Source organism: Cupriavidus numazuensis (assembly GCF_905397435.1).
GTDB lineage: Bacteria > Pseudomonadota > Gammaproteobacteria > Burkholderiales > Burkholderiaceae > Cupriavidus > Cupriavidus numazuensis.
The window spans coordinates 95,821-122,312 of record NZ_CAJPVI010000027.1 but is presented as its reverse complement, the minus strand read 5'-3'; the positions used below and the strand labels follow the sequence as shown (position 1 = coordinate 122,312).

General features: G+C 62.8%; 29 protein-coding genes. 12 read left to right on the top strand and 17 right to left on the bottom strand.

Annotation, left to right across the window (positions count from 1 at the left end; translation table 11 throughout):
* Window positions 1–27 precede the first annotated feature (27 nt).
* From KHO41_RS21495 to KHO41_RS21485, 3 genes are read right to left on the bottom strand one after another with little or no spacing between them, the layout of a single operon-like run.
* The gene (locus KHO41_RS21495; RefSeq protein WP_211955308.1) at window positions 28–375 is read right to left on the bottom strand and encodes a hypothetical protein; all 348 of its coding nucleotides are present in this window, start codon (window positions 373–375) and stop codon (window positions 28–30) included.
* A gap of 57 nt (window positions 376–432) precedes the next feature.
* The gene (locus KHO41_RS21490; protein ID WP_211955307.1) at window positions 433–858 is read right to left on the bottom strand and encodes a curli assembly protein CsgF; all 426 of its coding nucleotides are present in this window, start codon (window positions 856–858) and stop codon (window positions 433–435) included.
* Window positions 859–869: 11 nt separating this feature from the next.
* Entirely contained in the window at window positions 870–1,319 is a 450-nt protein-coding gene (locus tag KHO41_RS21485; protein WP_211955306.1) for a CsgE family curli-type amyloid fiber assembly protein, read from the bottom strand.
* A gap of 956 nt (window positions 1,320–2,275) precedes the next feature.
* On the opposite strand from KHO41_RS21485, the gene KHO41_RS21480 reads away from it, so the two are divergent.
* A complete protein-coding gene (locus KHO41_RS21480) occupies window positions 2,276–2,989 on the top strand; it encodes a hypothetical protein (RefSeq protein ID WP_244873940.1) in 714 nt (237 codons plus the stop codon).
* Window positions 2,990–3,100: 111 nt separating this feature from the next.
* Here the strand turns inward: KHO41_RS21480 and KHO41_RS21475 are convergent, their stop codons facing one another.
* Window positions 3,101–3,532, bottom strand: coding sequence for a helix-turn-helix domain-containing protein (locus KHO41_RS21475; protein ID WP_211955305.1), 432 nt, complete (start codon window positions 3,530–3,532; stop codon window positions 3,101–3,103).
* Window positions 3,533–3,614: 82 nt separating this feature from the next.
* Between KHO41_RS21475 and KHO41_RS21470 the strand changes: the two genes are divergently transcribed.
* The 4 genes from KHO41_RS21470 to KHO41_RS21455 all read left to right on the top strand — a co-directional run bounded on the left by KHO41_RS21470 (window position 3,615) and on the right by KHO41_RS21455 (window position 6,452).
* The gene (locus tag KHO41_RS21470; RefSeq protein WP_211955304.1) at window positions 3,615–4,118 is read left to right on the top strand and encodes a DUF2938 domain-containing protein; all 504 of its coding nucleotides are present in this window, start codon (window positions 3,615–3,617) and stop codon (window positions 4,116–4,118) included.
* Window positions 4,119–4,165: 47 nt separating this feature from the next.
* On the top strand, window positions 4,166–4,726 hold the full coding sequence (locus KHO41_RS21465) for a flavodoxin family protein (RefSeq protein WP_211955303.1): 561 nt from the start codon (window positions 4,166–4,168) through the stop codon (window positions 4,724–4,726).
* Between the two features lie 34 nt (window positions 4,727–4,760).
* A complete protein-coding gene (locus KHO41_RS21460) occupies window positions 4,761–4,991 on the top strand; it encodes a DUF2798 domain-containing protein (RefSeq protein WP_211955302.1) in 231 nt (76 codons plus the stop codon).
* A gap of 165 nt (window positions 4,992–5,156) precedes the next feature.
* Window positions 5,157–6,452 carry a cation:proton antiporter gene (locus tag KHO41_RS21455; RefSeq protein WP_211955301.1) on the top strand — a complete coding sequence of 432 codons (1,296 nt, stop codon included), beginning with the start codon at window positions 5,157–5,159 and terminating at the stop codon, window positions 6,450–6,452.
* Between the two features lie 24 nt (window positions 6,453–6,476).
* On the opposite strand, the gene KHO41_RS21450 is transcribed toward KHO41_RS21455, so the two are convergent.
* The 6 genes from KHO41_RS21450 to KHO41_RS21425 form a co-directional block, all read right to left on the bottom strand.
* Complete coding sequence (locus KHO41_RS21450; RefSeq protein WP_211955300.1) at window positions 6,477–7,292, bottom strand: enoyl-CoA hydratase/isomerase family protein; 816 nt, start codon at window positions 7,290–7,292, stop codon at window positions 6,477–6,479.
* Window positions 7,289–8,524 (bottom strand): CaiB/BaiF CoA transferase family protein, encoded by a 1,236-nt coding sequence (locus KHO41_RS21445; protein WP_211955299.1) that lies wholly within the window; start codon window positions 8,522–8,524, stop codon window positions 7,289–7,291. Before KHO41_RS21445 ends, KHO41_RS21450 begins: the two co-directional genes overlap by 4 nt.
* A 59-nt stretch (window positions 8,525–8,583) precedes the next feature.
* Window positions 8,584–9,555 carry a Bug family tripartite tricarboxylate transporter substrate binding protein gene (locus tag KHO41_RS21440; protein ID WP_211955298.1) on the bottom strand — a complete coding sequence of 324 codons (972 nt, stop codon included), beginning with the start codon at window positions 9,553–9,555 and terminating at the stop codon, window positions 8,584–8,586.
* Between the two features lie 66 nt (window positions 9,556–9,621).
* Window positions 9,622–10,560 carry a LysR family transcriptional regulator gene (locus KHO41_RS21435; RefSeq protein WP_211955297.1) on the bottom strand — a complete coding sequence of 313 codons (939 nt, stop codon included), beginning with the start codon at window positions 10,558–10,560 and terminating at the stop codon, window positions 9,622–9,624.
* Between the two features lie 187 nt (window positions 10,561–10,747).
* Window positions 10,748–11,491, bottom strand: a complete 744-nt coding sequence (locus KHO41_RS21430; RefSeq protein WP_211955296.1) for an N-acetylmuramoyl-L-alanine amidase family protein — start codon at window positions 11,489–11,491, stop codon at window positions 10,748–10,750.
* A 40-nt stretch (window positions 11,492–11,531) separates the two neighbouring features.
* Window positions 11,532–11,915, bottom strand: a complete 384-nt coding sequence (locus KHO41_RS21425; protein ID WP_244873939.1) for a lysozyme inhibitor LprI family protein — start codon at window positions 11,913–11,915, stop codon at window positions 11,532–11,534.
* 336 nt (window positions 11,916–12,251) lie between these two features.
* On the opposite strand from KHO41_RS21425, the gene KHO41_RS21420 reads away from it, so the two are divergent.
* Window positions 12,252–15,320 carry a CHAT domain-containing protein gene (locus tag KHO41_RS21420; protein WP_211955295.1) on the top strand — a complete coding sequence of 1,023 codons (3,069 nt, stop codon included), beginning with the start codon at window positions 12,252–12,254 and terminating at the stop codon, window positions 15,318–15,320.
* A 51-nt stretch (window positions 15,321–15,371) separates the two neighbouring features.
* Here the strand turns inward: KHO41_RS21420 and KHO41_RS21415 are convergent, their stop codons facing one another.
* Window positions 15,372–15,962: an OmpA family protein gene (locus KHO41_RS21415; RefSeq protein ID WP_211955294.1), complete on the bottom strand. Its 591-nt coding sequence runs from the start codon at window positions 15,960–15,962 to the stop codon at window positions 15,372–15,374.
* A gap of 314 nt (window positions 15,963–16,276) precedes the next feature.
* Between KHO41_RS21415 and KHO41_RS21410 the strand changes: the two genes are divergently transcribed.
* The gene (locus KHO41_RS21410; protein ID WP_211955293.1) at window positions 16,277–16,786 is read left to right on the top strand and encodes a hypothetical protein; all 510 of its coding nucleotides are present in this window, start codon (window positions 16,277–16,279) and stop codon (window positions 16,784–16,786) included.
* Between the two features lie 32 nt (window positions 16,787–16,818).
* Here KHO41_RS21410 and KHO41_RS21405 read toward each other — a convergent pair whose 3' ends face one another.
* Window positions 16,819–17,766 (bottom strand): LysR family transcriptional regulator, encoded by a 948-nt coding sequence (locus KHO41_RS21405; RefSeq protein ID WP_211955313.1) that lies wholly within the window; start codon window positions 17,764–17,766, stop codon window positions 16,819–16,821.
* Window positions 17,767–17,864: 98 nt separating this feature from the next.
* Here KHO41_RS21405 and KHO41_RS21400 point away from each other — a divergent pair, with 98 nt between their 5' ends.
* From KHO41_RS21400 to KHO41_RS21380, 5 genes are all read left to right on the top strand, one after another.
* A complete protein-coding gene (locus tag KHO41_RS21400; RefSeq protein ID WP_211955292.1) occupies window positions 17,865–19,205 on the top strand; it encodes a D-serine ammonia-lyase in 1,341 nt (446 codons plus the stop codon).
* Between the two features lie 203 nt (window positions 19,206–19,408).
* Window positions 19,409–19,852, top strand: coding sequence for a hypothetical protein (locus tag KHO41_RS21395; protein WP_211955291.1), 444 nt, complete (start codon window positions 19,409–19,411; stop codon window positions 19,850–19,852).
* A gap of 13 nt (window positions 19,853–19,865) precedes the next feature.
* The gene (locus tag KHO41_RS21390) at window positions 19,866–20,282 is read left to right on the top strand and encodes a glycine zipper family protein (RefSeq protein ID WP_211955290.1); all 417 of its coding nucleotides are present in this window, start codon (window positions 19,866–19,868) and stop codon (window positions 20,280–20,282) included.
* A 336-nt stretch (window positions 20,283–20,618) separates the two neighbouring features.
* Window positions 20,619–21,017 (top strand): hydroxyquinol 1,2-dioxygenase, encoded by a 399-nt coding sequence (locus KHO41_RS21385; RefSeq protein WP_211955289.1) that lies wholly within the window; start codon window positions 20,619–20,621, stop codon window positions 21,015–21,017.
* Between the two features lie 163 nt (window positions 21,018–21,180).
* A complete protein-coding gene (locus tag KHO41_RS21380) occupies window positions 21,181–22,707 on the top strand; it encodes a M81 family metallopeptidase (protein ID WP_244873938.1) in 1,527 nt (508 codons plus the stop codon).
* A gap of 33 nt (window positions 22,708–22,740) precedes the next feature.
* On the opposite strand, the gene KHO41_RS21375 is transcribed toward KHO41_RS21380, so the two are convergent.
* The 5 genes from KHO41_RS21375 to KHO41_RS21355 form a co-directional block, all read right to left on the bottom strand.
* Window positions 22,741–23,277 carry a DUF6496 domain-containing protein gene (locus tag KHO41_RS21375; RefSeq protein ID WP_211955287.1) on the bottom strand — a complete coding sequence of 179 codons (537 nt, stop codon included), beginning with the start codon at window positions 23,275–23,277 and terminating at the stop codon, window positions 22,741–22,743.
* 645 nt (window positions 23,278–23,922) lie between these two features.
* Window positions 23,923–24,651 (bottom strand): hypothetical protein, encoded by a 729-nt coding sequence (locus tag KHO41_RS21370; protein ID WP_211955286.1) that lies wholly within the window; start codon window positions 24,649–24,651, stop codon window positions 23,923–23,925.
* 131 nt (window positions 24,652–24,782) lie between these two features.
* A complete protein-coding gene (locus KHO41_RS21365) occupies window positions 24,783–25,367 on the bottom strand; it encodes a hypothetical protein (RefSeq protein ID WP_211955285.1) in 585 nt (194 codons plus the stop codon).
* Between the two features lie 245 nt (window positions 25,368–25,612).
* Complete coding sequence (locus KHO41_RS21360; protein ID WP_211955284.1) at window positions 25,613–26,254, bottom strand: hypothetical protein; 642 nt, start codon at window positions 26,252–26,254, stop codon at window positions 25,613–25,615.
* Window positions 26,251–26,403: a hypothetical protein gene (locus tag KHO41_RS21355; protein WP_211955283.1), complete on the bottom strand. Its 153-nt coding sequence runs from the start codon at window positions 26,401–26,403 to the stop codon at window positions 26,251–26,253. Before KHO41_RS21355 ends, KHO41_RS21360 begins: the two co-directional genes overlap by 4 nt.
* Between the last annotated feature and the right edge of the window lie 89 nt (window positions 26,404–26,492).

Genomic DNA, 26,492 nt, shown 5'->3' with positions numbered 1-26,492 from the left:
AACGGCAGATCGCCTCGGTCAAGCACGTCAATAACCATGGTTGCCCCGAGTTGGCACAGATGCCCAACATACTATCGGTAGAGGTCTTGGGAGACAACCGGATAAGCACGGTTCATTGATCTGGTTGATGGCGATCGAACTGGACTTCGCCGTTTGCTTTACAGGCGGGAAGCTGGCAGAACCCTGTTTGCCAGCAACGTTGTCGTTGCCGCTTTGGTTGATCGTGATAGTGGAACCGGTGGCCCCTTGCTGATCGACCTCGATGAGGTTGTCGTTGCCGGATTGCGTGGTAGTCACGGTGCTATTGTCCGCCCACGCCGCACCCGACATCGCGGCAAGTACGGCAATGGACAAGATGGTCTTGCGAGCTTGCATGGCAAATCTCCTCTGCATGGTTTTGACGATTGGAACTGCGGAACAACGCTGTGCGACTTACTGGCTGACCTGGAACTGCGTGGACTGGCCAGTTGTCTTGTCAGTGGTGGTGACTTGCAGAACGCCGCCGCTCATCTGCGTCACGACAATGCGAAAGTCCGTCGTCTCGACCGTGCCCGGCACGAGCTGCCCCGTCGAACCGACGATGCTCGATGACACCGTGGACGAAATGCGGCTCAGGATCGCGCGTTGCAGCGTGTCGTTGAACTGCTGCAGCGCGCTTTGCTGCGCGAAAGGCGAGGACGGCGCGCTGTCCTTGTGCTTGTCCTGCGCCACGGCGGAATTGAGCAGCACAGGGCCATTCAGAGGATTGCCGCCAAATGAAGGGTTGATCGGCACATAGACCAGCTCGGTGGCGTGGGCAGCGCCCGTAGTCAGGCCGAGCAGGCAGATCATGGTCCGGAAAGCGCGCGACGTGTTCATGGTGGTTCCTTTCAGAATTCATCGCGCGCCATGTCGGGATCGCCGAAGAATTGCGCGACCTGGTCGTCGATGATGGCCTGGAATACCTGCTCCGCCGCGGCGGTGCCAATGGCGCCGATGCGGCTGAGGTTGGGCGGCAAGAACGCCTGGTACAGGCGGCGGTTGCCATAATCGACAAACACCTGGCTGCCCCAGCGCGCGCTGGGCCGCTCGGAGATCGCGACGACAAAGCGGCCCTGCTCGTCCTTGTCGCGCCACGCTGCCGCGAAGCTGTCATAGAACGTCCTGCCCGCCAGCGTGATCATCTGCCCGGTGACGATGCCGCCGACCTCGGCCCGGTTCAGCGTGCGGCTCTTGCTCACGCTGGACGTGGTCACAGGTCCGGACTGCGAGGCGACCGCTGGCATGGCAAGCCCGAGCAAGAGCGCTGCCGAAGCCGCTGAGCGATGAAGCGTTGTCATGGCGACATGGCTCGCTTAGCGGCACACCCCAGCAACCGATGGCGCCCGCAGATGTTGTTGGCAGCCATTGCCGCGCATGCCGGAGCACGGCAATGCCGCTGCCGGCGACTGTAGCGCCGAAGCTTGGGGCGATATGGACGAGTTGGTGCATGCGCGCATGCACGGTTCCACGAATACAGTCATCTTTATTCTCCCCCCCGCCCGTGGTCATGGTCCACGGTTTGCCGTCATGTCTTGGCATGACGGCTTGTTGTCGTTTGGCTCGGGGTCATTCTTGGTCACACGCAAGGCGTCGTCCACCAACCAGAGGGATGGGACAACAGGCGTAGTCAAAGTTGATGATGCCGTTGTGAGCGGACTTCTGTAGCCTTCCGGCGAGCGCCGCATTCTTTCGAAAGACTGCGGACCATCACGGCCGCCCGGCCATCCACGTTCCCGATTACGCCGTTGGGAAAGACCACTGCCGCGTCGCGAGGCGATGCATGCCCGCACGGCGGCGTCGATCTGCTCGCCTCACTACGGTTCGAGCCGCCTCCCCACTTCAGAGGTAAGCCAAATTCTGTAGCGGACAATGCCGGCCTGTTGCGCGCAAACAATGCCGCTACGCCGGCAGCGTCGGAATCTTCCGGTTCCGACTGACTTTTGACCTGTCTTCAAGTCCTGCAGCAACCGTCTCCCTACGATCGGTCGGCCTTATCGAGACCATTCACAAGGAGATTTCAATGCGAGCCAACCCATCCATGATCACAGCCGTCTCACTGGCTGCATGCGCGTTACTGAGCGCCTGCGGAGGCGGCGACGACAGCAATACAGGTACCCCGCCGTCGCAGGGGCAGACCCCAGCGCCGGCCCCCTCGCCAGCGCGTGCACCAAACCCCTCGCCATCGCCGACGCCTTCACCGGCACCTTCACCGACGCCCTCGCCGACTCCCGCACCAACACGAACCGGGGAGCCATTGCCAAGCCTTTCCGCGCCGCAGGCGGGTTCGACCGCAGCGGTCGGCAACGGCAGCGAAGGGATCTGGGCAGAGCCCATGGTTGCCACGTTCATCGACAGCGCTGGGCGCTTTGTCCGGGCCGAACTGCTAGGCATGGTAGACGGGGCCTTTCAGTTCACCGGTTCAACCTGGAACCTCTCGTCGGACACCTTCTACGAGTCCATGGTTGCGACGCCGGTCACCGGCACGGGCACCATCACGCTGAGCAGCAAGCTTGACGGCTCCTATCTGGTTGCCGGCCAGGGCATTCCGCGCACTGTCCACGCCGTCTACGATCCCGCCAATGCACTGGCGGTGGACCAGACAAGCATCCAGGGCAAGTGGAAACAGGACGGGTTCGACATGTCGGTGGACGACGTGGGCAACGTGACCGGCACCTATACGAGCGGCACCAAAGTCTGCGCATTGGAGGGGACTGCCGTGCTTGCCGAGCCAGGCTCCGCGAAGAATCTCTATCGCGTCACCCTGACGGCGTCCTTGCCGACGCAAACCGCAAGCACTGGCTGCGACATGTCGCTTGGCATCGCGCATCTGGGCTACGCCGCCATTCGCTTCGTGCCTTCCGATGGCGGCATGCTTGTCACCGCCAACACGTTGTATAGCCGCACGCTTGCGCTCGCCGCGACCACTGGTACCGGCGGCTACCTGAAGACCCAGATGATGAAGCAATAGCCGCGCGGACATAGAGCAGGAAGGCGACGCGCCCTCCTGCTCGCGGCGCGGTGCTTCGCAAGCCGATACCTTGTCGGAATGTCACCGCGCGACGGTCTCTGCGCCGAAGCGCTACCTCGCCTGCCGCTTCAACTCCACATTCACCAGCCCTTTCCCGATCGCCCCCGACGACGCAGCTTTGAGCAGCTTGCGAAAGGTCGGGCATTCGGCATGGCTCGGCGCAGGACAAGCCGCCGCATGCCGCAACCCGTGGCTCATCGCGCGGAGCCGCTTGATCAGCGCGTCGATCTCGTCAGCTTTCTCCAGCAGCATCTGCCTGTCGATGTCCACCTGCCCGTCGGGCGAGAACATCGACCGGATCTCCTCCAGCGAAAGCCCTGCCGCCTGCCCGAGCGAGATCAACGCAAGCTGATCCACGACGTTGTCCGCAAAACTGCGGCGGGCACCCTGCGGCCCCAGGGACACGATAAGCCCCATCTTCTCGTAGTAGCGCAGTGTCGAGGCAGGCACACCGGTGCGCTTTGCGACTTCGGCGATATCCATCCGATCTCCCTTGACTTGAAGTTGACTTCAACTTCTATAGTGGCCACATCGCTACCGCAAGTCAAACACAAAGGGGCCTCTCATGACACGCCTGCCAGACATCGCAACCGTCGCTGCCATCGTTGCCACAGGAATCGGCGCCACCGCCTTCATGGACATCTGGCTCACGTTCCTCAAGCGAATGGGCGTGCCGACGCTGAACTTCGCGTTCATCGGGCGATGGGTCGGACATCTCTTTCACGGCACATTCGCGCATGCCTCCATCGGGCAGGCAAAGCCGATCCGCGGCGAACGCTCGCTGGGCTGGCTGACGCACTACGCAATCGGCATCGCCTTCGCGGCGTTGCTTGTCGCGATCCAGGGAATCGGCTGGACGCGTCATCCAACGGTGCTGCCCGCAGTGCTTGTCGGCATGGTCACCGTCGCTGCACCGTTGTTCGTCATGCAACCGGCGATGGGCTCCGGCTTCGCCGCCTCGCGCACACCGACGCCGCTCAGGAATTGCCTGCGCAGCGTCGCCAATCACACCGTGTTCGGATTCGGCCTGTACCTGTCAGCGCTCGTTGTCGCAGCCATCGGGCGATGAACGGTGCTTGCTTCAATCGACGCATAACGCCACCTGGAAACCACATCATGAAGAAGCTAGCCATCATCTATCACAGTGCCCACGGCCACACCAGGCACATTGCGTCCTGTGTGCGCCAGGGCGCCGCGAGTGTCGCCGACACCGAGGCGCAATTGTTGAATGCCGAAGAACTTGCAGGAGCGCCCGACACACTGCTTCGCTATGACGCCTACATCCTCGGCTCGCCCACCTATCTCGGCGGCGTCTCCGGCCCCTTCAAGTCCTTCATGGACGCCACCGGCCGCTTGTGGCGAACGCAGCAGCTCAAGGGCAAGCTCGCGGCCGGCTTCACGGTGTCGTCGCTGCCCGCGGGCGACAAGCAATCCACGCTGATGTCGATGTTCGTGTTCTGCATGCAGCACGGCATGCTGTGGGTCGGCAACCCGATCCTGCCCGAGCAGCACGCCGGTGTCCCTTACGACGACGCCGCCAACCGGCTCGGGTCATGGTCGGGCCTGATGGCCCAGTCCGACCACTCCGCGCCGGCGGACGGATTTGCTGCGGGAGATGTGAAAACGGCGCGGATGTTCGGCAGAAACTTCGCGGAAACGCTGCACCGCATCCGTTGACCATGTTCCCGAAGAGAAAACGCAAGGTACTCAAATGATCCCAAGCAAATACGCGCCGCAGTTGTTCAGTCTCGTGCTGTCAGGGCTCATGTCCCTGATCATCGCGGGCATCTCCACCTATCGCGCTGTCGGGTTGGCGCCGGACTTCGCCGGCATCTGGGCCAGTACGTGGCTGACGGCATGGATCGTCGCATTCCCGGCCGTGCTGGTGGTCACGCCGGTTGCGCGGCGGGCCGTGCAGATGCTGGTGATGAAGGAGTCATGACGAGATCGCAACAGCCACGCGGCGACACTCCGGTGCGTCGCACCGGCCCGGAGTCCGCCTACGTCAAGTCCGTATTGCGGAATAACCCATTTCCAGAATCGACAAGAACATAGCGCGCAGGCCGCTTGTCAGACAGCGTACGCCACCTGACGCTTGCGTCCCCGCATGGAACCCTCTGTCGAACTCACACTGCGCATCGGCTGTCTGCTGGCCGTGATCGCCGCCTGCAACGTCGCCGCGATCAAACTGCGGTTGCCCGATGCGCTCACTCTCACCGCTGCCGGTCTCGCGCTTGGCGCGGCCTTGCTGATCGCCGGCGTCGTCGCCCCGACATTTACCGCGCAGACCATCCAGCCTTTCCTGTCTCCGTCGCTGCGGCCCGAAGGCTATCTCTGGATCTTTCTGCCTCCGATCCTCTTCCAGGCCGCGCTGGAGGCCGATGCCGCCGCCATGGCGCGGGACCTGCTCCCCATCCTGGTCCTGGCGATCGGCGCGGTGTTCGCCGCGACGCTGCTGGTCGGCATCACCGCACATGCGATTTCCGGCGCGAGCCTGGCGGTTTGCCTGCTGGTCGGAGCCATTGTCAGCACCACGGATCCGTCAGCCGTGATCGATCTGTTCCGCAGCAGTGGCGTACCCGCGCGCATGGTGCGACTGGTGGAAGGCGAAAGCCTGCTGAACGACGCCGCGGCCATTACGCTGGCGTCGCACCTGATGGCGCGCATCGTTGGCCAGCCGGCGCACGCCATGACCGGCTCGGTCCTTGGCGACCTGTTTGGCTCACTGTTTGCCGGCGGACTGCTCGGCGCGCTCGCGGGTGCGCTGCTGGCGCGCGCGTGCCGCGCCATTCCCGCGGCGCCTCTGTCGCGCTTCACGCTGTCTCTCGCACTGCCGAATCTGCTCTATCCGATCGCCGACCTGTGGCTGCATGTGTCCGGCGTGGTCACGGTGGTGTCGGCCGGGCTGACCGCCGGCACATTGTTGCGGCGGACTACCACACACGAGGAACACACAATATTCCGGCACTTGTGGCGCAGCATGGGCGGCATGGCGGGTGGCATGGTCTTCCTGCTCGCGGCCATGCACGTGCCCGACCTGCTGCGCGGGCTGCGTGGGCCAGACCTCTGGCTGATCTTGTGTGTGCTGATCGCCGCGCTGGTCAGTCGCTGGGCCGTGCTGGGCTGCAGCCTGCCGCTGCTGAGCCGCCTCGGCATGTGCGCACCGCTGCCGCGCGCGCACCGGCTGGCCATCACGTGGGGCGGCGTGCGTGGCCCTGTGACGCTCGTACTGGCCCTATGCGCCGCACAGGCAATGAGTTTGCCACCGGAGGCAAGGCATCTGGCCTCCGTGGTGGCCGTCGGCTTTGTCCTGGTCAACCTGACCTGCAACGGGCTGACGCTGCGGCCACTGGTACGCCGGCTGGGAATCGGTGGCGACGGCAATGCAGGGAATCATGCCTGACGCCTGAGCGCGCTTAGCCGCCGTTCAGGTTCCCTGCCACTTCGGGGGCCGGCGATTCACGAACGCATCGACGCCCTCATGGAAGTCACTGCTGCCGTAGCAGCGGCGCACCAGATCATCGGTGTCAGGCACCGCCTCGACAGTCTGCCTGCGCAGCGCCTCCTTGACGACGCTCTGCGTGACGGGCGCCAGTGCGCCAAGCCGGTCGCTTAGCGCGGCCACCTCTGCATCCAGCGTCTCGGCCGGATAAACGCCTTCCAGAAAGCCGCACGCCAGCGCCGCCTCGGCATCGAGTATCTGCGCCAGCAGCAGCATGCGCCGCACCGGCTGCAGGCCCCACGCCGCGCGCAGCTTGGCCAGGTTCTGCGCCGACAACGTATTGCCGAGCGTCTTCGCGATCGGCACGCCGAAGCGAGCCTTGGGCGACGCTATCCGGAAATCACAGGCCGTGGCGATGGCCAGTCCACCGCCAACCGCCCAGCCCTCGATCACAGCCACCGTCGGCATCGGCAACTGCTCGACCAGCTGGATGCCTTCGTCGATGCGCGCCTCGTAGGCAACCCCGTCATCGCCGCTCGAGAACTGCTGGAACTGGGCGATGTCGGTGCCCGCAACAAAGGCCTCGCCGCCCGCGCCGCGCAGTACCACTACGCGCGCGCCAGAGTTGCCATCGGCAGAAAGCGCGCGGCAGTGCGAGGCGAGTTGCTCGTACATCGCCCAAGTCATCGCATTGCGTGCCGCGGGACGGTCGAATGTCAGTGTCGCGACTGGTCCCTGCATCGTCAGCGTGACGCGCCCTTCTGCAGGCACATCGCCTTCCGGCGGCCGTGGGGTGCTCATGCGCCGAACGCGCCGGCTGCTGCCAGCGACTGCTGCTGATCCTTCGAGAGGCCAAGCTCGGCTAGCACTTCCTCCGTATGCTGGCCCAGCAACGGCGGCGGACGCCGTACCTGCTGCGGCGTGCCGCCCATCTTCACCGCGAAGCCGATATTGGGCACCTTGCCCTCGATCGGATGATCGATCTCGATCCGCATCTGGCGGTGCTTGCCATGCTCACTGTCGAAGGCCTGCGGGTATGTCAGAATCGGCCCGGCCGGAATGCCGACTTCCAGCAGGTGCTCGATCCAGTAGTCGCAGCCCTGCTGCGCGAAGCTTTCCTCCAGCGCGGCGATCAGGTCCTTGCGGTTGTTCAGCCGCAGCGCCACGGTCGCAAAGCGTTCGTCCGACAGCAGATCGGGCCGGTCGATGGTCTTGCACAGCAGCTGCCACAGCTTCTGGTTGGTGGCGCCCATCACGAAGTAGCCATCGGCGGCTTTCATGGCCTGATACGGCGCGCTCATGCGGTTGGCCGTGCCCAGCGGCTCGGGCTCGCGGCCCGTGCCCCAGTATTCGCAGGTGTCCCACACGGAGAAGGCCAGTGCGGAGTCGAACAGCGACGCATCGACATACTGCCCCTTGCCCGTCGCCTTGGCGCCAATGTACGCGGACAGCATGCCGTAGGTCGCGAACAGTGCGCAGCCGATATCGGCTACGGGCACGCCCGCCTTGACCGGCGCGCCGCCCGGATAGCCGGTTACGCTCATCACGCCCGACATGGCCTGCGCCATCAGGTCGAAGCCCGGACGCGTGGCCCACGGGCCGCTCTGGCCGAAGCCCGAGATGCTGCAATAGACGAGCTTCGGATTGATCTTGCTGAGCGTCTCGTAATCGATGCCGAGGCGCTTCATCACGCCCGGACGGTAGTTCTCGACGAGGATGTCGGCGGTCTCCGCCAGGCGGTACAGCACCTCGCGCCCGGATTCCGTCTTCAGATCCAGCGTGACGCTGCGCTTGTTCCGGTTCATGTTGAGGAAACCCATGCTGTCCGGGCCCTTCATCTTGAACCCCATCGCCCCGCGCGTCTGGTCGCCGCCCTCGGGCGGTTCGATTTTGATCACGTCGGCGCCGAGGTCGGCCAGCAGCATGCAGGCATACGGACCGGCCATGACCTGGCTGACGTCGAGCACGCGCACGCCGGCCAGCGGCAAGGGGCGAGCGGAGTCCTGGGCGCGGGTATCGCTGAATTTTGTCATCGGGTACTTCCTGGATAGATGAATGGAGTGGCGTGCGTCGGTGCGGCGGCGACCGGCCATCAGGCCTCGGCCTTCACGCCGGCGTCCTTCACGACCTTGGCCCATTTGCTCGACTCGGACGCAATGAAGGCGGCGAACTGCTGGCTCGATCCGCCGGAGTCCTCGGCGCCGAAGCTCTTGAGACGCTCGACCACGTCAGGCATGGCGAGCACGCGGTTGACGTCCTCGTTCATGCGCTGCACCAGCGCGGGCGACATGCCCTTTGGACCCACGAGCCCATACCACGATGCCGCGTCCAGACCGGGAAAACCGGATTCCGCCAGCGTCGGCACATTGGGATGGCTGGCCGCGCGCTTCAGGCGTGTCTGCGCGATGGCAATCACCTTGCCCTGCTGGATGAACGGCGTGGCAGCGGTCATCGTGTCGAACGCGTAGTCGATCTGGCCGCCGATCAGGTCCGCCACCAGCGGGCCCGAGCCCTTGTACGGTACGTGCACCACATCGATCTTGGCCTGCATGCGGAACATTTCCAGCGCCAGATGTTGCGCCGAGCCGATGCCGGACGAACCGAAGGAAATCTTGCCCGGCTTTTGCCGGCACAGCGCCACGATCTCCGACACCGTGCGCACCTTCTGCTCGGGGCGGCAGGTCAGCATATTGGGCGTGACGCCAACCATCGAGATCGGCGAGAAATCGGTGCGCGGATCGTACTTGACGTCCAGCAATGCGGGAGCGATGGCGTGGCTGTTCACGTGCGCCATCAGCAGCGTGGTGCCGTCAGGCGGCTGCTTGGCCACATAGGCGGCGGCGATCGCGCCGGTCGCACCGGGCTTGTTCTCGACCAGCACGCTGGTGTTCCACATGGCGCCGAGCTTCTGCCCGATCACGCGCGCCAGCACGTCCGTGCCGCCGCCCGGGGCAAAGCCCACCACGATCCGTACCGGCCCGTGCACGTCTGCGGCCGCCGCGCGCACCAGCCCGGGCACCGCCAATCCGGCCGCAGCCGCGAGAATGAATTGCCTGCGCTGCATTGCGTGTCTCCGTCCTGATAGTTTTATGGAGTCCATGATGCGCAATGCGTTCACCGCGGGCTATCGCTATTTGGGCGATTCAGGTTTCGCGTTTTGCGCAAGCACCGCCACCACGCTCTGCGCGGCCGACGACAATGCGCCGTGGGGCCGATGGCACAGCACAAAGCGCCGCTCCGCCCAATCCCCGGTGATGGGCAACCGCGCAAAGCGGCTGCCACCGGCTACCTCCCGTGCGATGGCCTCCGGCATCACCCCGCCCCCGAGGTTCTGCGCCACGAGCGCGGCGATGCTGTCGAAGCCGCCCACGCGCATACGCATCCGCAGCACGCGGCCAGCCTCCTCCGCCAGCCGCTCCAGCCCGATCGAGATCGCCGAGCTTTCGCCAAGCACGATCAGGTCGCAGTCCAGCACATCATCCGTCGTCACCTGCTTGCGGCGGGCCAGCGCGTGTCCGCGCGCAACGACCAGCACCAGCCGGTCCGCGCGATACGGCTCGGTCGGCATGTCGATCACGCCGAGGCTGCCTTCATAGATGCCGATATCCACGGTACCCCGTCGCAGCGATTGCTGGACTTCCTGGCTATTCATCTCCTGCAGATCGATACGAACGCCCGGACAGGCGGTGGCGCAGCGCTGGATGTCGAACGGGAGAAACTGGATCACCGCAGACTTCGGCGCCGCCACGCGCACCACGCCCAGGTCGCCACCGATGAACGAGGACGCGTCGTCCTGCATGCGCTGGACCGTGTGGGTGATGCCACGCGCGTGGGCCAGCAAGGCGCGGCCGGCCTCGGTCAACGCCATGCCGTGCGGAAGGCGTTCGAAGAGCGAAACGCCGAGCTGGGATTCCAGTTCGAGGATGCGGCGGGAAGCGGCGGCTGCGGCCAGGTGCAGGCGCTCGGCGCCGCGGGTAATGCTGCCAGCGTCCGCTACGGCGATGAAGAGCTGGATGGTGGTGAGATCGAAATGCAGGCGGGGGGAGCGTGAGGGGGCGGAGGACGTCACGATGGTCTGCGCTCGAGCGGGCGCCGTTAGGAAGCGAACTGCCTGTTCTGGGAGAGAAACGTGCAGCGCCTGGAGCTGCCGTGCTGTTGTGGCCCGATTCTGCGTCGATCCAGTCGGATCGGCAATTGCGGATTTCCCGTGTCGCCCCTTTTCCGCGCTGAGAAAGCCCCGTCTCAATGCAACGTCGTCATCGCTGCAAGTCGCCCGACCGAACCTTCGTCACATACCGCCGAACCGCCGTGACAACCGCATGCACCATGCTCGCCTGATTCCCGGGATCACTGACATATCCCTCATCACCCGGATCCACAATCACGCCCGCTTCCAGCAACACCGCCGGCATCACTGTGTGCCGCAGGACGGCGAGATCGTCGAATCGATAGATACCGATATCAGGCGCCAGCAGTTCCCGCGACTCCCCCGCGATCGGCTCCGCATGATGCAGCGTCGGCGCCCTGCCCAGCTTGCGCATTTCCTCGCCGAGCATTTGCGCGAAGGCGAAGCTGCGCGCGAAGTCCGGATTGCGTTGCGATACGAAGAGCGAGTATCCAGCAATGGGCCGCGTGGTCCGGTATGCGTCGCGGTCTTCCACCTTCACCTTCTCGAGGTACTGCATCTGCGCCGAGTCGTGGTGAATGGACAGGAACAGATCCGCCTGCCGTGCATTGGCGATCCGGGCGCGTTCCTCGAGCGACAGGTTGTCGTCCGGACCACGGGTCAAGGTCACGTCGAACCCTGCCTTGGTCAGCGCTTGTGCGACCAGCGACGCCAGCCGATCGTTGTAGCGCACCTCATAGACACCGCGAACGCCCAGCGCTCCGCCCTGCGCCGGCGTGTGGCCGGGATCGATGACGATCCGGAACGGCCGCGCGCCCGATGACAGCGGAGATGCGCCAGCGAGCATCGGCACACAGGCCGCCAGCCATGCCAATGCAGCGCGGCGGCCCTGTGAGATCGTCCGCGCCATGGTGTCAGTTCCAGGACTTCTTGCCGATCATGTCGTTGCGGCAGGTGCCCGCCTTGCACTCGCGCACGCGGTCGCGCAGATACTCCGCGCGGTCGCGGTTCACGCGATAGTTGCAGTCCACGTCAATTGCCCCGCCCGACTCGCATGATGCGTCGCGGTACTTGATCCATTCCAGCTGGGTGTCCTTGAGCTTCTGCTTCGCGCCATCGGCAATCAGGCCGCGCAGTTCGGTGTAGCTGGCGTTCAGCTCCTTGTCGGATTCGAGGAACAGCTTGGCGAAGCAATACGTCTTGTCGTAGCTCGTGCGGTACTTGTCGCACTCGTTGGCGGCGTGGGCAGCGACAGGGGCCAGCAGGGCGAGGGTCAGCGCGGAGAGGATGGCTTTCATGGATTTCGGATTGATGTAGGGGAAAAAATCGGCTGCCGGCGGGCAAGCAATCGCCATCTGCCGTGAACAACAGCGCTGCAGTGTATCTGTGGAAACCACCGGCCGCATGACTTTATATGGCGTCGGCGACACGTGTCGAACACCCTTCCCCCATGGCTCGGTTACGAACGAAATGGCAGTTGAGGGCGCGTGCACTGACGTCCCCCGTACGGGTGAGGCGATTCCATTGCAGTCCGCTTAGTCTTAGACGGATGGGCAAGCGCTCGCCGCCTATGCTTGGGCATCGGTGCCGCCAGGAATGAGGTTAAGTGGGTCACCCTCGCAAAGGAGATGCCCATGCTGCACCCAAGCGTTGCCTGGTTGGCCATGGCGCTCCTTGCTAGCGGCGTTGCACGCGCACAAGCCTCCCCCGATGCCGAATTCGCGCTGCCCGAACAGAGCACCGATCGAACTGCTGCGCTGGAACAGCAGGCAAGCTTGCCAGAGCCGGCAGACGGGGACTCCTATGGCCGATGCGTCTTCTTTCACAAGCGCGGCGTGACCAACGTCATGTTGGGTCGTTATGCGGAGGCCATCTCCGATTTCCAGAAGGCGCTCGCGTTGAACCAGCCCTCATTCGGCGCCAGGAACGATAGCAACGCTCAATCTCCTGCAAGCGCTTCGTCGTCCGCCGTCGATGAGATCGGTCAGTGGTGTCTTCTGTGGCGGATCCACTCTGACCTGCAAAGTGCCTACGGCGCATTTGGGGACAACTTCGCCAGGATTGAATTGCTGAAGAAGATGGGCGCAGAGCTGGAAAACAAGAACGTCCGTCGATTCTTCTTTACCCAAATTCATCTGATCGATTCCTATATCCGACTGGGGATGCTGAAGCAGGCCGATGAAACCCTCAAGCTGGCATCGAGCCTGCTGCCCAAGATCAAGAAGACCAAAGACTGGGCGACCCAGGAATTCAATGTCCTCGATACCTACAACCGGTATGCAGGCTGGATGGCGGCGTTGCATGGCAACTATGACGAAGCGGAGCGACTGCTGAGAATCAGCCTGGACTACTCGGAACGGTATCTCAGAGACAATATGGATACCCGCATGCTCAGGGTGGCTAGGCTTAACGTCATCACGCGGCTCACATTTCTGGCCTGGATCTGCTCGGTGCAGGGAAAGTCGGGTGAGGCAGAGTACTTTGCCAAAGAGGCGCTAAACAGAACACTGGCAATCTACGCCCTCAATACCACGCAAACCAGTCGCGCCCTCTCGACCCTTTCCACGATTTACCTTCAGCAAGGGAAGATCTCCGAAGCTGCCCGGTACGCAGAACTATCGCTCCAGACGCTCGAGAAGTCGGGCGTAGCGGCTTACTCCGACAACTTGTCCGATCGGCGCGCCGACTTGGCCTTGATCCGCAATATGGAAGGGCGATGGCCCGAGGCTGTGCGCCTGTTCAACGCACGCGCAAAGGGCGTGCGTAGCAATACCGCCCTATGGGAGCAAATCGGCGCCCGCCACCTCGAATGGGCAATGGCGCTACTCAAGACCGGTCAGACGGCCAAGGCGGTCGAGATGCTGCAGCGGTCGCTGGAAGGCAGGTCAAAGCGACCATTCAACCCGCCGTTATCGATGGCTTATGTCAAAGGCTACCTCGGCGCAGCACTGGCGGCCTCGGGGGACAACGAGCGCGCGTTGGCGCAGTTTCGCGAGGCGCTGCCGGTATTGCTGCAGGAAGCGCCCCACGGTGCAGGAACCGACGAATCCGGCCGCGTACACACCTACCGCATGCATATCATTCTGGACGCCTATCTTGCGCTATTGGCCACCCAGCAAGCGAGCGGAAAGCCCGGACACGACTGGGCCAGTGAGGCGTTCCAGATCGCCGACATTGCCCGGGACTCGTCCGTGCAGCGCGCCCTGGCCGCCAGCGTGACTCGCGCGGCATTGCCTGACGCGAACCTGGCGGATCTGGCACGCCGTGCACAGGATGACGCCAACCGCATCCAGGCACTGAACAAGGTCCTGAGCAACGCCCTGTCAGGGAAACAACATTCCGACGAAGCCATCACTGCCTTGCGGCAGGAGTTGGTCAATCTGACTGCGGAAGAAGCGGCATTGCGCCAGGAAATCGCCAAGCGCTTCCCCGCCTATGCCGAACTCGTCGACCCGCATCCGGCAAACGCAGCCGATATCCAGCGGATCCTCGCCCCGAATGAAGCGCTGGTCTCGATATACAGCGACGAACGCCAGACCTATGTGTGGACGATTACGGCGAAGCATGTCAGCTGGCGTGTCGTCCCCGTCTCCCTGGACGACTTGTCGCGCGACGTTGCGCGGCTGCGCAAAACGCTGGACCTTGAGAGCGGCCGTCCAAAGCCGTTCGATGTGGCGACTGCGCAAAGCCTTTACAAGCGCTTGCTTGCGCCAGATGCCGGTCAGTGGGCGGATGCCACGGTGCTCAATGTCATCCCGTACCACGCGTTGGGTGAGCTGCCGTTCGGCGTACTGCTGACGTCGACCGAGGGGGCGGCAGCTCCGGCGAGCGGCAAGGACTATGTCAACATGCCGTGGCTGATCAGCAAGGTTGCCATCGTGCAGCAATCCTCGGCGACCGCGTTTGTGGCGCAGCGCAATGCCCGCGCGGCGCAGGAACAGCGGAACGCGTTCGTCGGTTTTGGCGATCCCCAGTTCAGGAAAACCTCGGAGCGATCTGCTCCGCCGCAAAGGGATGAGACACAGCCGCTGACCGATGAAGCGAAGCAGACCGGCTTGCCGGATCTGCCAAGACTTCCCACCATGCGGCAAGCCTTCGACGTGATGCCCCCGTTGCCGGATACCGCAACGGAACTGAAGGAGATCGCACGAATACTGGGCGCCAACCCTGAACGGGACCTCTTTTTCGGCGTACGCGCGAGCAAGGCCAACGTCAAGCGGACCGATCTTTCGCGCTACCGGGTCATCGCATTCGCTACGCACGGATTGAAGGCTGGCGAGTTGGCAGGGCTCGATCAGCCTGCACTCGCGCTCAGCAATCCCGCGGTGACTGGCGAGGCTGGCGACGATGGCTTCCTCAAACTGGAGGACGTGCTCGGACTCAAGCTGAATGCCGACTGGGTAGTGCTATCCGCGTGCAACACCGCGAGCCCGGATGGTAGCGGTGTCGAAGCGGTATCTGGATTGGGACGCGGGTTCTTCTATGCTGGGGCGCGTAGCTTGCTTGTGTCGAACTGGGCGGTGGAATCCGAATCGGCGCGCTTGCTGATCACCGGCGTTTTTCGCCAGCAGGCCGCGCAGCCGACCATGGTGCGTGCCGAGGCATTACGGCAATCCATGCTGGACTTGATGAAGCTGCAATCCGCGAAGTATGGGCACCCGGTCTATTGGGCGCCTTTCAGCCTGGTTGGAAATGGCAGCTGATCGTCCCTCGATACGTTCAGGAGCAGGCCGCGCGGTCCCCGTGACTCTCGCCTAGTTCTTCACGGTTACGATGGTCACTCGCCGATTCTCGGGAGCCGCGGGATTTTGCGCATTCAGTGGTTCGCTGGAGCCCTTGCCCACCGGCGTCAAGCGCTCCGCGGCCACGCCACCCTCTTGCGTCAGGTACGTCACGACAGCGGCGGCACGCCCCTCTGACAGCTTCTGATTGATTCGTGCCGAGCCACGCGGATCCGCGTGCCCTTCCACCTGGAACTTGAAATCCGAAAGCCTGGTGGATTGCAGCGCATGGGCCACGACGTCCAGCGCCGTGCGCGCATTCTCCGTCAGCTTTGCCGAGTTCGAGTGAAAGGTAATCAGCAACGCGACCGCGCCCTTCTTCGCGGAGCGTCCCGAGTTCTGCGCTTCCCACGCCTCCCGGCTCATGATTCCACGCGTGACCACGCCCTCGCCGGCGCCTCCCGACAGCAGTGCATCGGTGACCGATTGCTCGCTGATGTTCTGCTCGTTCAGGATGGTTTCTTCCGCTTGAGCGACAGGGACGCCGATCAGGATGGAAAGTCCGGCGAGGCAAACGCCCAGCAACCGCTGCACACCGAAGGTGCCATGCGTTCTTCTTGTCATTTTGAGGTGCTCCAACGCTCTGTACAAAGCAAGTCTGCGCCAGCTAGGACGTTGCAGGACACGGCAATCGGTATCTGTGCGGTCGCGCACAGACGGCTGGAGGTTTCGCTGCGCGTTTGAGACCCCGGGAAGCGTGCCGAGATGTTGGGTGTCACAGCGATTGCCGCTGCGCCCCTCTCGGTTCCAGTCTCCCTCGTCCCAGGCACCCCACCAAAGAGCTATGCAACTCCGCGCCCCTTCGTCGTTAGGAATGAAGTCGTAAGCGGGCCTGCAGCCGCCGCGCGCTCGCGCCCTCCTGACAGGCCTCTACCCTCATGTCTACGCGTTCCCGCTTTCAGCTTGCCAGCTTCCTGCGCTTCAGCGCCGATATCCGCACCAGCTCGCGCACGCGGCTGCAGGATGCCGACCAGCGTATCGATGCTGCGCGCGAACGGATCGAGCGCATCAAGCAACAATCCGGACAGGTTGAGCCCCTTGCATGTCATGCGCCGGCAACGGCCCCACGCCCCGCACTCGCATGCTCCGCCCGGGTAATCGCGATGGCGGCTTGGGTCGTCCTGGTGTTGGCCGCCGCTGCGTTCGCCGCCGAACAGGTGCTGAAGCTGCAGCTTTCGCTGCCGGTGTCGACGGCTGTCGGCCTAGCCTTCGTTGTTACCACGCTGCTGTCCATGAGCGTGACCTATCGGGTCGAGCGAGCGAACGCGCGGCTGGTCGACGCGTACGCGTTCCAGGCGAAAGGGTTCGAGGCGGCTGCCGGTCGGCTTGCGGCGCACGCGGAGTGGCCAACCGACGCCGCGCAGCAGCACAGTCAGACGATTGAATAGCGGCGAGCCACGCCGATCCGGCCGTCGCGCACTTAGCGATCCCGCGAAAGCAACGCCATCCGCATCGCATCAAACCGCGCGCACTCTGCCTTGAGCCATGCCGAGAAAATGGTCACGCGCCGATCTTCCGGATTCCGGGAAAGCAGCATGTAGCGCGCCGGCGCGCGTACGTACTGGCCGAAGACATTCACCAGGCGCCCGCTCCTGATCTCGTCATAGACCAGGGCCGTACGCCCCATCGCTACGCCCTGGTGATTCAGCGCTGCGCTGATGGCCAGGCTCGACAGGTTGAATTGCGGCCCCTCCAGATGCGCAATCCACGCCGGGTGAAGCGCCTCAAGCCATGTGCGCCATTCGACGAACTCGGCTGCGCCGACCCATGGCGATGCATCGTGCAGCAACACGACGCCGTCGAGCGACGTCCCCTCGGCTAGCCCGCGATGCTCGGCGAGGTACTCGGGCGTGGCCACCGGAATCAGGTACTCGTCCAGCAAGACATCCGCGTGCAACCGGCTGTAGCGGACCGGGTCGTAACGCACGGCCACGTCGATATCTTCCGTGTCCATCGATTGCCTGTCCAAGGCCTGGAACTCGGCTTTCAGGCGTACGGACACGTCCGGCTGTTCGCGGTGGAAATCGGTCAGGCGCGGCATCAGCCATTGCAGCGCGAACGACGGCAGGCAATTGACCTGCAGCGGCGCGTTCGGCATGCCGAGTCGCTGGATGGTCTGCTGGATGTCATGCAAGGCGCGCGTCGTGGTCTCGAACAGCGCCTCGCCCTTTGGCGTCAGTTTCAGGCCGCGCGGCTGGCGCACGAAAAGGACGTAGCCGAGACGGTCTTCCAGATGGCGAATCTGCTGGCTCACCGCGCTTTGGGTGAGATTCAGCGATTCGGCGGCCTTGGTGAAGCTCAGCAGGCGCCCTGCGGCTTCGAAACACCGCAGCGCCCCGAGGATGGAGGAATCGAGCTGCATCGCTATTAGCCTGACTAATGCATGCGTTAGAAACGATCGCTATTCTTGCACGCCGGCGGCGTCTACGATCCCATTTCGTACAGAATTCCCTGGAGAATGACCTGATGGTCACCCTGCCGCTCACGCCCGACCTATTAGCCAGACTTCAATCTAAACAGCCGCTGCTTTGGCTGAATCCGAGGTTGGGGCAACCCCTGCCCGCCTCCGCCCCATCGACGGACCTGATCGCGTCAGCCGAGGCACGTCTTGCGCGCTGCGCCCCGCTCATGGCGACGCTGTTTCCCGAACTGGCGTCTAGCCAAGGGCAAGTGGAATCGCAACTGATGCCAGCCGCCGATCTCCAATCCGCGCTCGGCGGTAATGTTGGCACCGAGGGCGCGTGGTTCATCAAGCGTGATGACGAACTGCCGATTGCCGGCTCCATCAAGGCACGCGGCGGCTTTCATGAAGTGCTGGCCGTGGCGGAATCCATCGCAATCGAACATGGCATCCTCGACCCGGACGGTGACCGCCGCGTGCTGGCAACCGCGGAAGCGCGCGCGCTGTTCTCGCAATACTCGGTGACGGTCGGCAGCACCGGCAACCTCGGCCTGAGCATCGGCGTGATGGCGGCGGCGCTCGGATTCGACGCGGTGGTGCATATGTCCGCGGACGCCAAGGCGTGGAAGAAGGACCGCCTGCGCAATCGCGGCGTGCGCGTCGCGGAACATCAAGGCGACTATGCGGAAGCCGTGGCAGCGGGTCGCGAACAGGCATTGGCAGCACCACGCTGCCATTTTGTCGATGACGAGCGCTCCGCCCTGCTCTTCTTCGGATACGCCGCCGCGGCACGTCATCTGGCGCGCCAGCTGGCCGAAGCCGGCCGCGTCGTGGATGCCACGCATCCGCTCTTCGTCTATCTCCCCTGCGGGGTCGGCGGCGCGCCCGGTGGCATCACCTACGGGCTCAAGGCATTGTTCGGCGAACATGTGCACTGCTTCTTTGCCGAGCCCGTGGCCTCGCCGTGCGTACTGGTGCAGTTGGCCTCAGGCGCGGATGATCCTGTATCCGTCTACGACATCGGCCTGGATAACCGGACCGATGCCGATGGTCTCGCCGTCGGCCAGGCATCGCATCTGGTCAGCCCGTTGATGGCTTCGCAACTCGCTGGCGTGTTCACCGTCCCCGACGATCAGCTCTACGTTCATTTGCTCGCGCTCAAGACGTCGATGGGCGTGGAAGTCGAGCCATCAGCGGCGGCCGGCATCGGCGGCCCCCGCTGGCTGCGCGACTCCCCTGAAGGACAGGCATATGTGCGCGATCACGGTCTCGACATGCGCGACGCTACGCATGTGATCTGGGCCACCGGCGGCTCGCTCGTTCCGCCCGAGGAGCTTCGCCGGTTCCAGGCTTACGCTGCCGCACTGACCGACCATGTGCCTGGCGCGATGCATAAGGCAGCGTGACGCTCTCCATCTCCTTGTTTTCCTGCGATCGCCTCACCGGCCTCATGTGCGCACTATCCTGACATTGAGGGAACGCCGGACAGGACATCGGGAACTGGTTGCTGGAATAAATTCGACCTGTCAGGCGTTTACCAATAGGGGAGACAGTCCGGCGCGGGTCCTAAGCGACCTGGCCGTGAAGTAGCAAGGCTGGGGGACACATCATGAACGGGCGCAGGCTTTGCAAGATCGCCCTGGCATTCGTGGCGGGAGCGGCGATGGCCGCCAGCGGTCCGACGCTGGCGGCGGGTCGTGGGGGCGGTCGTGGTGGTGGCGGCGGAGGCATGCGCGGCGGCAGCTTTCAGGGTCACGGTGGCTTCCACCAGGGCGGCTTTCATCATCACGGCTTTCACCATGGGCACGTAGCATTCGCGGTAGGCGTCGGCTGGCCCGGCTGGTGGGGATATCCATACGATGGCTGGCCATACCCCAGTTCCTACCCCGCTTACTATGCGCCGCCGACGCAATACATCGAGCAAGGCGATGGGTCGGACGTCGCGTCGGCGAACGCGTGGTGGTATCGCTGCGATCAGCCCAGTGGCTATTACCCGTACGTCCAGGACTGCCCGGGCGGCTGGCAAACGGTGCCCGCCCAGCCGTCGCCGTAATGCCAACGTTCTGATGAAGCCGCGCTCCGTTCCTCTCCTGATGGTGGCAGTGCTCGTTCTGGGCGCCTGTACGGCGATGCCGTCGGGCCCCAGCGTGATGGTGCTCCCCGGCAGCAATAAGACGTTTGATCAGTTTCTCGGAGACGACCGCAACTGCCGCCAGTTCGCGCTGGGCCAGGTGGGCGGCGCCAGTTCGCCTCAAGCCTCCAACACGGCAGCGGCGGGCACTCCAGCGGTCGGCGCCGGTAGCTCAGGCGATCCGGGATACGGTGCACAGTACGGGTATGACGTTGCCTACATCCAGTGCATGTACGCAAGCGGACACCGGGTCCCGGTCTACGGCCAGATGCTGGGTGCGCCGCCAGCGACGCCGCCTGCCAACTACAAGCCTGACTTCCCGCCGCCAGCGCCGCAAGGGAATGCGCCCTGAGTGGTCTGGCGGTTCTTCTGCCCAGAGCCATCGCAAGTCTGCGTGCTGCCACCGGCACTGGCTGACCAGGCCGATGAGGCTCCTTCGATACTTCCATCACGCGAAGCCTTCAGCGGTACGAGACTGACCCCATCCCGAACATGTACCGGGATGGGGTCTTTGTACAGTTCTGTATCACGCCGCACCAACGATACGCGCACCGACAAATCCGGCCGCAAGTTTCTACAGGCGCGATACATCGGCTTTCTTTAATACGTTCCACAGGCCCGCAGCGAGTTGCAACGATGCAGTCTCCACCGGACCCATACCCTGTTCAAACGTTAAAGGAAATCGATCATGACCACCAACATCGCCAAGCGCTTTGTCCTCGCCATCGCCCTCGTTGCCGCTGCAGCCGGCGCACAGGCCGCCAGCCTGTCGTACGCAGGCGCACGCGACCCGTTCACCGACGGTGCCCGCGCCGTCAGCGATGCACGTGACCCGTACACCGAGGGTGCGCGCTCGGTGCAGGAACCGCGCAGCCCGTTTGTCGATGGGGCACGTAATGTGGATCCGTTCCTGGATGGCGCGCGCTCGCTGGCTGGTTTGGATCGTGCGGGTGTCTCTGCGGAACCCGCTCGAAGCGTGGATTCCTACCTCGACGGCGCGCGCTCCCTGGCCGGGCGGGATCAGACGTGGCCGTCGAATGCTCCGGCGCGCACCGTTGATCCGTATCTTGACGGCGCGCTGGCGTGACGCCGTGCTTCCTTCATCAGCTGGCGACAGATGACCAGCACCGCGCCGGCCAGCTTCATCCTCGCCGTCGCGCTTGTCGCCAGCGCCCTGATCGCCCTAAGCTTCGATCCAAAGAAGATCGCCTGCTGATTGCGCGCAAGACATAGCTGCTGGAGGCATGCCCGTGACGTCAAGCCAAATGCCCGTCCGCCTGGCCGTTGCCGGACTCATCCACGAGACCAACACGTACGCCGCCGAATTCGCGGGCATGACGCCACTGCGCGCGTTCGAGCGGTATCGGGGCGACGGGGTCGTGGCAGCGTTCAACAAGTCGAATCACCAGGTGGGCGGCTTTATCGAAGGCGCGCGCAAGACCGGCGCCACGCTCGTTCCCACCTTCGTCGGACAAGCGACGCCATCGGGCACGATCGAAGCCGCCGCGTATGCCGCCATGAAGCAGGACGTCCTCGAAGGCATTCGCGCGGTGCTGCCCATTGATGGCGTGCTGCTGGCCTTGCATGGGGCCGGTGTCGCCGACGGTGTCGAGGACATCGAAGGCGATCTGGCGCTCGCTGTTCGTGCGCTGGTTGGGCCAGATGTCCCGATTGCCGCAGTCTACGATTTGCACGGCAACATGACGGATGCGATGCGCGACGCTTGCGACCTGACGTTGCCGTGCAAGCTGTATCCGCATACCGACTTCCATGACCGGGGCGTCGAAGCCGTCGAACTGCTGCTCGAGATGATTCGGGGAAGGCTGACACCGGTCACTGCAACGCGGCGCCTGCCGATGCTGCCGTACATCGTGACCACGCAGGACGGGTTTATCCCGGCGGAAGTCAACGACGTTTGCCGGAAGCTGGCCGCACAGGGCGGCGTGATCGACTGCTCGTGGTTCCACGGCTTCCCTTACGCGGATATCGCGGCACCCTGCCCGGTGGTCGTGTGCACCACGACCGGAGACGCAGCACTCGCGCAGCGCTGCGCCGACGAAGTCGCGCAATGGATCTGGTTACATCGTGACGAGTTCCGTCCGACATTTCCGTCACCGGCGCAGGGCATCGCCCTTGCCCTGTCGGCAGACGAAGGTCCCGTCGTTGTCAACGAGTACGCCGACAACCCAGGCGCCGGCACACCCGGAGACGGCACGCATTTGCTGCGGGCGCTCTTGAACGCCAATCCGCCCGCCGGCACCTGCTGTTTCGCATCGATCAACGACGCGACCGTGGTCGCACAAGCCCAGCGAGCGGGCGTTGGCACCACGATCCAAGTCTCACTCGGCGGCAAGCAAGGTCGCTTCCAGGGCGCGCCGATCGAGGCCGAGGCCTATGTGAAATGCATCACGGACGGTCGCTTCGTCAATCGTCCTGGCTCGATGTTCGAAGGCGTCCGCTACGACCTGGGCGCGATGTGTCGGCTGATCATCCACGGTGTCGATGTCATCGTGGCTTCGCGTGCGGAGCAGGTCTTTGATGTCGAGCCGTTTGTGCTGCATGGGCTGGACGTCACGGCGTACAAGGTCGTGGCGATCAAGGGGGCCAACCACTTCCGTGCTGGCTATCGGACTGTCGCCAAACACATCATCTCGGTCGATAGCGAAGGCTTGAGTACGGCCGCGATTGCGTCGTTTCCGCGCGAAAAGCTCGTGGGCGAGTTTTGGCCCTTGTCGGACAAGGTACGGTTTGGCGGCGATGCCGAAGTCGCAGGATAGGCGGAGGATCAGGCCATCATCGCGTTGCCCGACCTAACGGGGCTTCTGTTCTGTCCGCTTTTTCGCTGCTCGCGTGCGCGCAGCCTTTTGGGCCGCTTCGGATCGGCCCGTCGCACCCTTAGTCTTGGCAGCCTTCTCGGCGGCCGCGGAGCGATCTGCCGCAGTACGCTTGCTGGCCGCGTTCTTGGCCTGGGTTGACAGCGCCTCATGCGAGGCACCGGCCGTGCTCTCTCGCTTCAGGGCCTTGGTAGCGGCACTGCGACGCTTGGCCGTGGTTTCCGAACTAGGCCGCCTTGGCGCCTTGTCGCCGGCACTCTTGGCGGCGGGCTTGCCGGCACTCTTCTTTGCCGCTGCTGACTTGGACCCCGTCTTGGGCGGCGGCACGTCCACGCCAGCGCGGCGCGCTTCCGACAAACCGATGGCAATGGCTTGCTTGGCCGAGCGCACGCCATGCTTGCCATGGCGGACGGCTTCGATCTCGTCGCGAACAAAGTGGCCGGCCTGGGTGCTCGGCGCCTTGCCCGAACGCTTGTCCGCCTTTGCCTGGGCAATGCTGGATGCTTTTGGCATGATCGGTCTCCGTGGTGATTGCGGAAGTTTTGGGGCTTCTGCATAGGCCGTGCCATGGCTCTGAGGCGGGGAAATCGTCACTCACAGGAAAAACGGCATTGCTGTTGCTTGCGAAAGCTGCACTCCGCGCGTCGAATCTACAAAGTGGCTGCGCATAGGACGCCAGCGCGCACAGCTGAAGAAATCCCCCCTACTCCCGCACAATGAGCGACTTCCAATTAGCCGACAGTTTGTATTTTTGCGTCCTTTCATATCGCCATGAATTTGAATATTGAACAGGCTCTCGCAGCTCCTCAACGGCACTGGGCGACCGGGCCGTTCGACGACACATCAAATCTGCTAGGCAGGGCGCCTGAGCGGTTTGCGATTACAGCAGGTACCAAATCGGTGTGGGTCGCCGGCTGTTTGCTGCGGAGCGTTGGCCCGACGAACAGCTGCGCGTAGCATCAGGCATCAGTTCTTGTTGTCAGGCCCGCCAAGCCAACTCAGCAAATCGGCGGCATGGTGCGCCCATGTGCGCCGGCTTTCTGTCATCCAGCGCGCACTGCTGTCAGATCCAAGAAGCACTCTAATCCGCAGGAGGAAAGACCACTTGACTCCCCCGGCCCACAAACCTCCTTGTGCAGCAGCACACGCCGTCAAAGCTCACCAGTTCTCAATGGATGCATCGTCTAAATCAGGACGATTGAGGTGTAGCAAAGTCGGCAACATGTCCCCCTGCAAGGAACACTCAACGACTGTCCCTGTCACTGGTTTCCTACCGGGTCCAGATTCAGTACCCTCGATGATTAAGACGCGCTCGACTTGTCCTGGCGCAGTATCCTTGCCTAACGAAACCTCTTCCCTCTTCCAATGGCCCAGAGGTTCGTTCGCGTACTTCCACTCACCCCGGATCCAAGCTGGCCAATCCACATCCTTTGCCGGCGCGACTCGCTCTCCATCGCTGATGTGGGGCCGAAGCTTCTCAACAACTTCGGCAGGTTCCCCTTCTGCAAGAAAACCCCAGAATAGCCGCTTGCCCAGAGTGCCAGTAGCCGTCGGAGATAGGTCTTTCGCGTCGTAATAGGCAATCAGTGTCACGCCGTTCACGTTAAGGGGTCGGCGAAGAGGCTGCCATCTGGTTCGCTCTTCACGACGATCTTCCACTTTCGGATACGCAATGCCGCCGCCTGTGGTCAAGTCCATCACCGCCGACCAGTGACTGCCTTCTGCCGCAAGGGCTTCGAAGAATGATCGATCACACGCGGTGAATGTCCGGAAAAGCTGCTCGTCACGCGTCGTTGCAATCGAGGTTGCTGGGCAAAGTACCAAAATCGTAACCAAGGAGGCCAAAATGCTGCCACAGTCCTTTACGATTGAATTGAATGTTCGCATGCTGTCTTCCACGGATTTCAGTGGTTTGTAGAGCTGATGGGAGGCAGAAGCTGACGGGGTTGGGGAGGAGGCGGTGGTGGCACAAGGACGAGGATTTTCGCCATGCCCCCCAGCCTTCCTCAGATGAGCACCTAGTTGCTGTTCCTCAGTGGCAGAGGCCCCAGCATCAGGGCTTGCCTCTCATATGTATTGCGATTTCCTACCAATTCGTAAAGCATCAATCCGCATTGACCGTTACCACCAGGGGACGTGCCAAGAATAGAGACAACCAACTCATAGTCCCGACCCTTATCCGGCGTAAACGCCCCTGAAGAGCCGCAGATAAGCGCGCCGTCGAGTCGCGCCTCAAACCTCAAGCGCATCTTGTGCCCTCCGGTGACGTAGCGCTCTAGCACCGGCATGTTGGTATCTGCGCCAGGTGCCTCGGGCATGCCGATAAGCTCGCTTTCCTTAGGAGTTCTCCCCATCCCCATCCAACCCTTGTTAAAGATGGCCAGGAATTGCTCTTTGGGTTCGGAATCGTCTTCAGTCTTCACGACCATGAGTGCCGGATACGCGTACCTGTCCGCCGCTTTAACGCGCAGCCGAGCTTGGGTCGATCGATCTCCCGTCGCCGTATATGGCGGAGGCACCGCACACGCTCCCAGTCCAAGGGACAGCGCAGAGAGAATCAGCCGTTTGACGATCGTTATGTTCATATTTGCAAGATTTTTCATACGTTGAGCATAAGAGAGACAAAGACTGCAAATTGGTCAGCGACAAGACATTCACGGGTTAGTGTCCGCTTTGCAGGCGATTCGGCCAGCAAACCGAGCGTGGGTGATCGCACCGCTGGCCTAGCCGTCGCCGACTCGAATCGGCAGGCGTCGTCGCAATCATGGGCGCGCAGCCCAGCGACAGGAGACCGGCACTGACAGGGATCGAGTAACAGAGAAATATCTTTTCAATGAGAATTTCTCGATCATCTTATTCTCTTGAATCGATATTTCGCGAAGTACTTAGCGGTTCCGGTTGGAATCGCCCCAAGCAACATACTCATGTGAATCTGCGTAGATTTCTCGTAGATTAGATTTCCATGTTCATCCAGGTAAAGCATAGCCATCGAATCTGATGAATTTGGCCCGAATTCTGAACGCCCACCTTTACTAGCCCCACCCCATATGATCTCCCCATCAGCACCAGTACAGACGAAGCGGTTTTTGTCCTCAAAAGAGAATCTCTGAATTGCGCTTCTTCCGTTAGGGTATATAAATTTGCTCTGGAATAATCTATCCTGAATCAAAGAAACAAATCCTTCTTTTGGATAATCAAACCGTCCCGTAACGGACCTAGAGGCATCATCAATCGTTGACACCTGCTCCGCACTGGAAAACGGAAATATGTTGTCGAGGCGCCTCGTTTTTTCCCACCCCTGGGCCGTCGCATCACCATCGAGAAGCTCTCCCTTTCCCTCGTAGCGACCGCTCAAGTTTAGACATTCCGAGTTGACGTAGAGAGCCGGATCGATGTTATCGCCGCCGGCACCCGGATAGGTTGGTGGCGAATGAAGGCATCCAGCTATCGAAGCTGAGACCATTACCAATGCTATGGAAATTAGCTTCATTTTCCATCCTTAGATTGTTGAGTCTGATTTCGAAAAGCCGACCAATCGATACCGTACTGATTTAGCAATGTCACGCCAGCGAATGGCGCCGCCAAAGGGATATCGATATCGGTTTGAATTTCAAACATCATCCGCTGGAACGAAGTCATCCCCTGCTTCAGATTTCCCAACTCGTCGTACGCAGTCAGACTACCAAGAAAGTCATGCGGACCTGCAAAAGACTCCAGGACCTTATCCG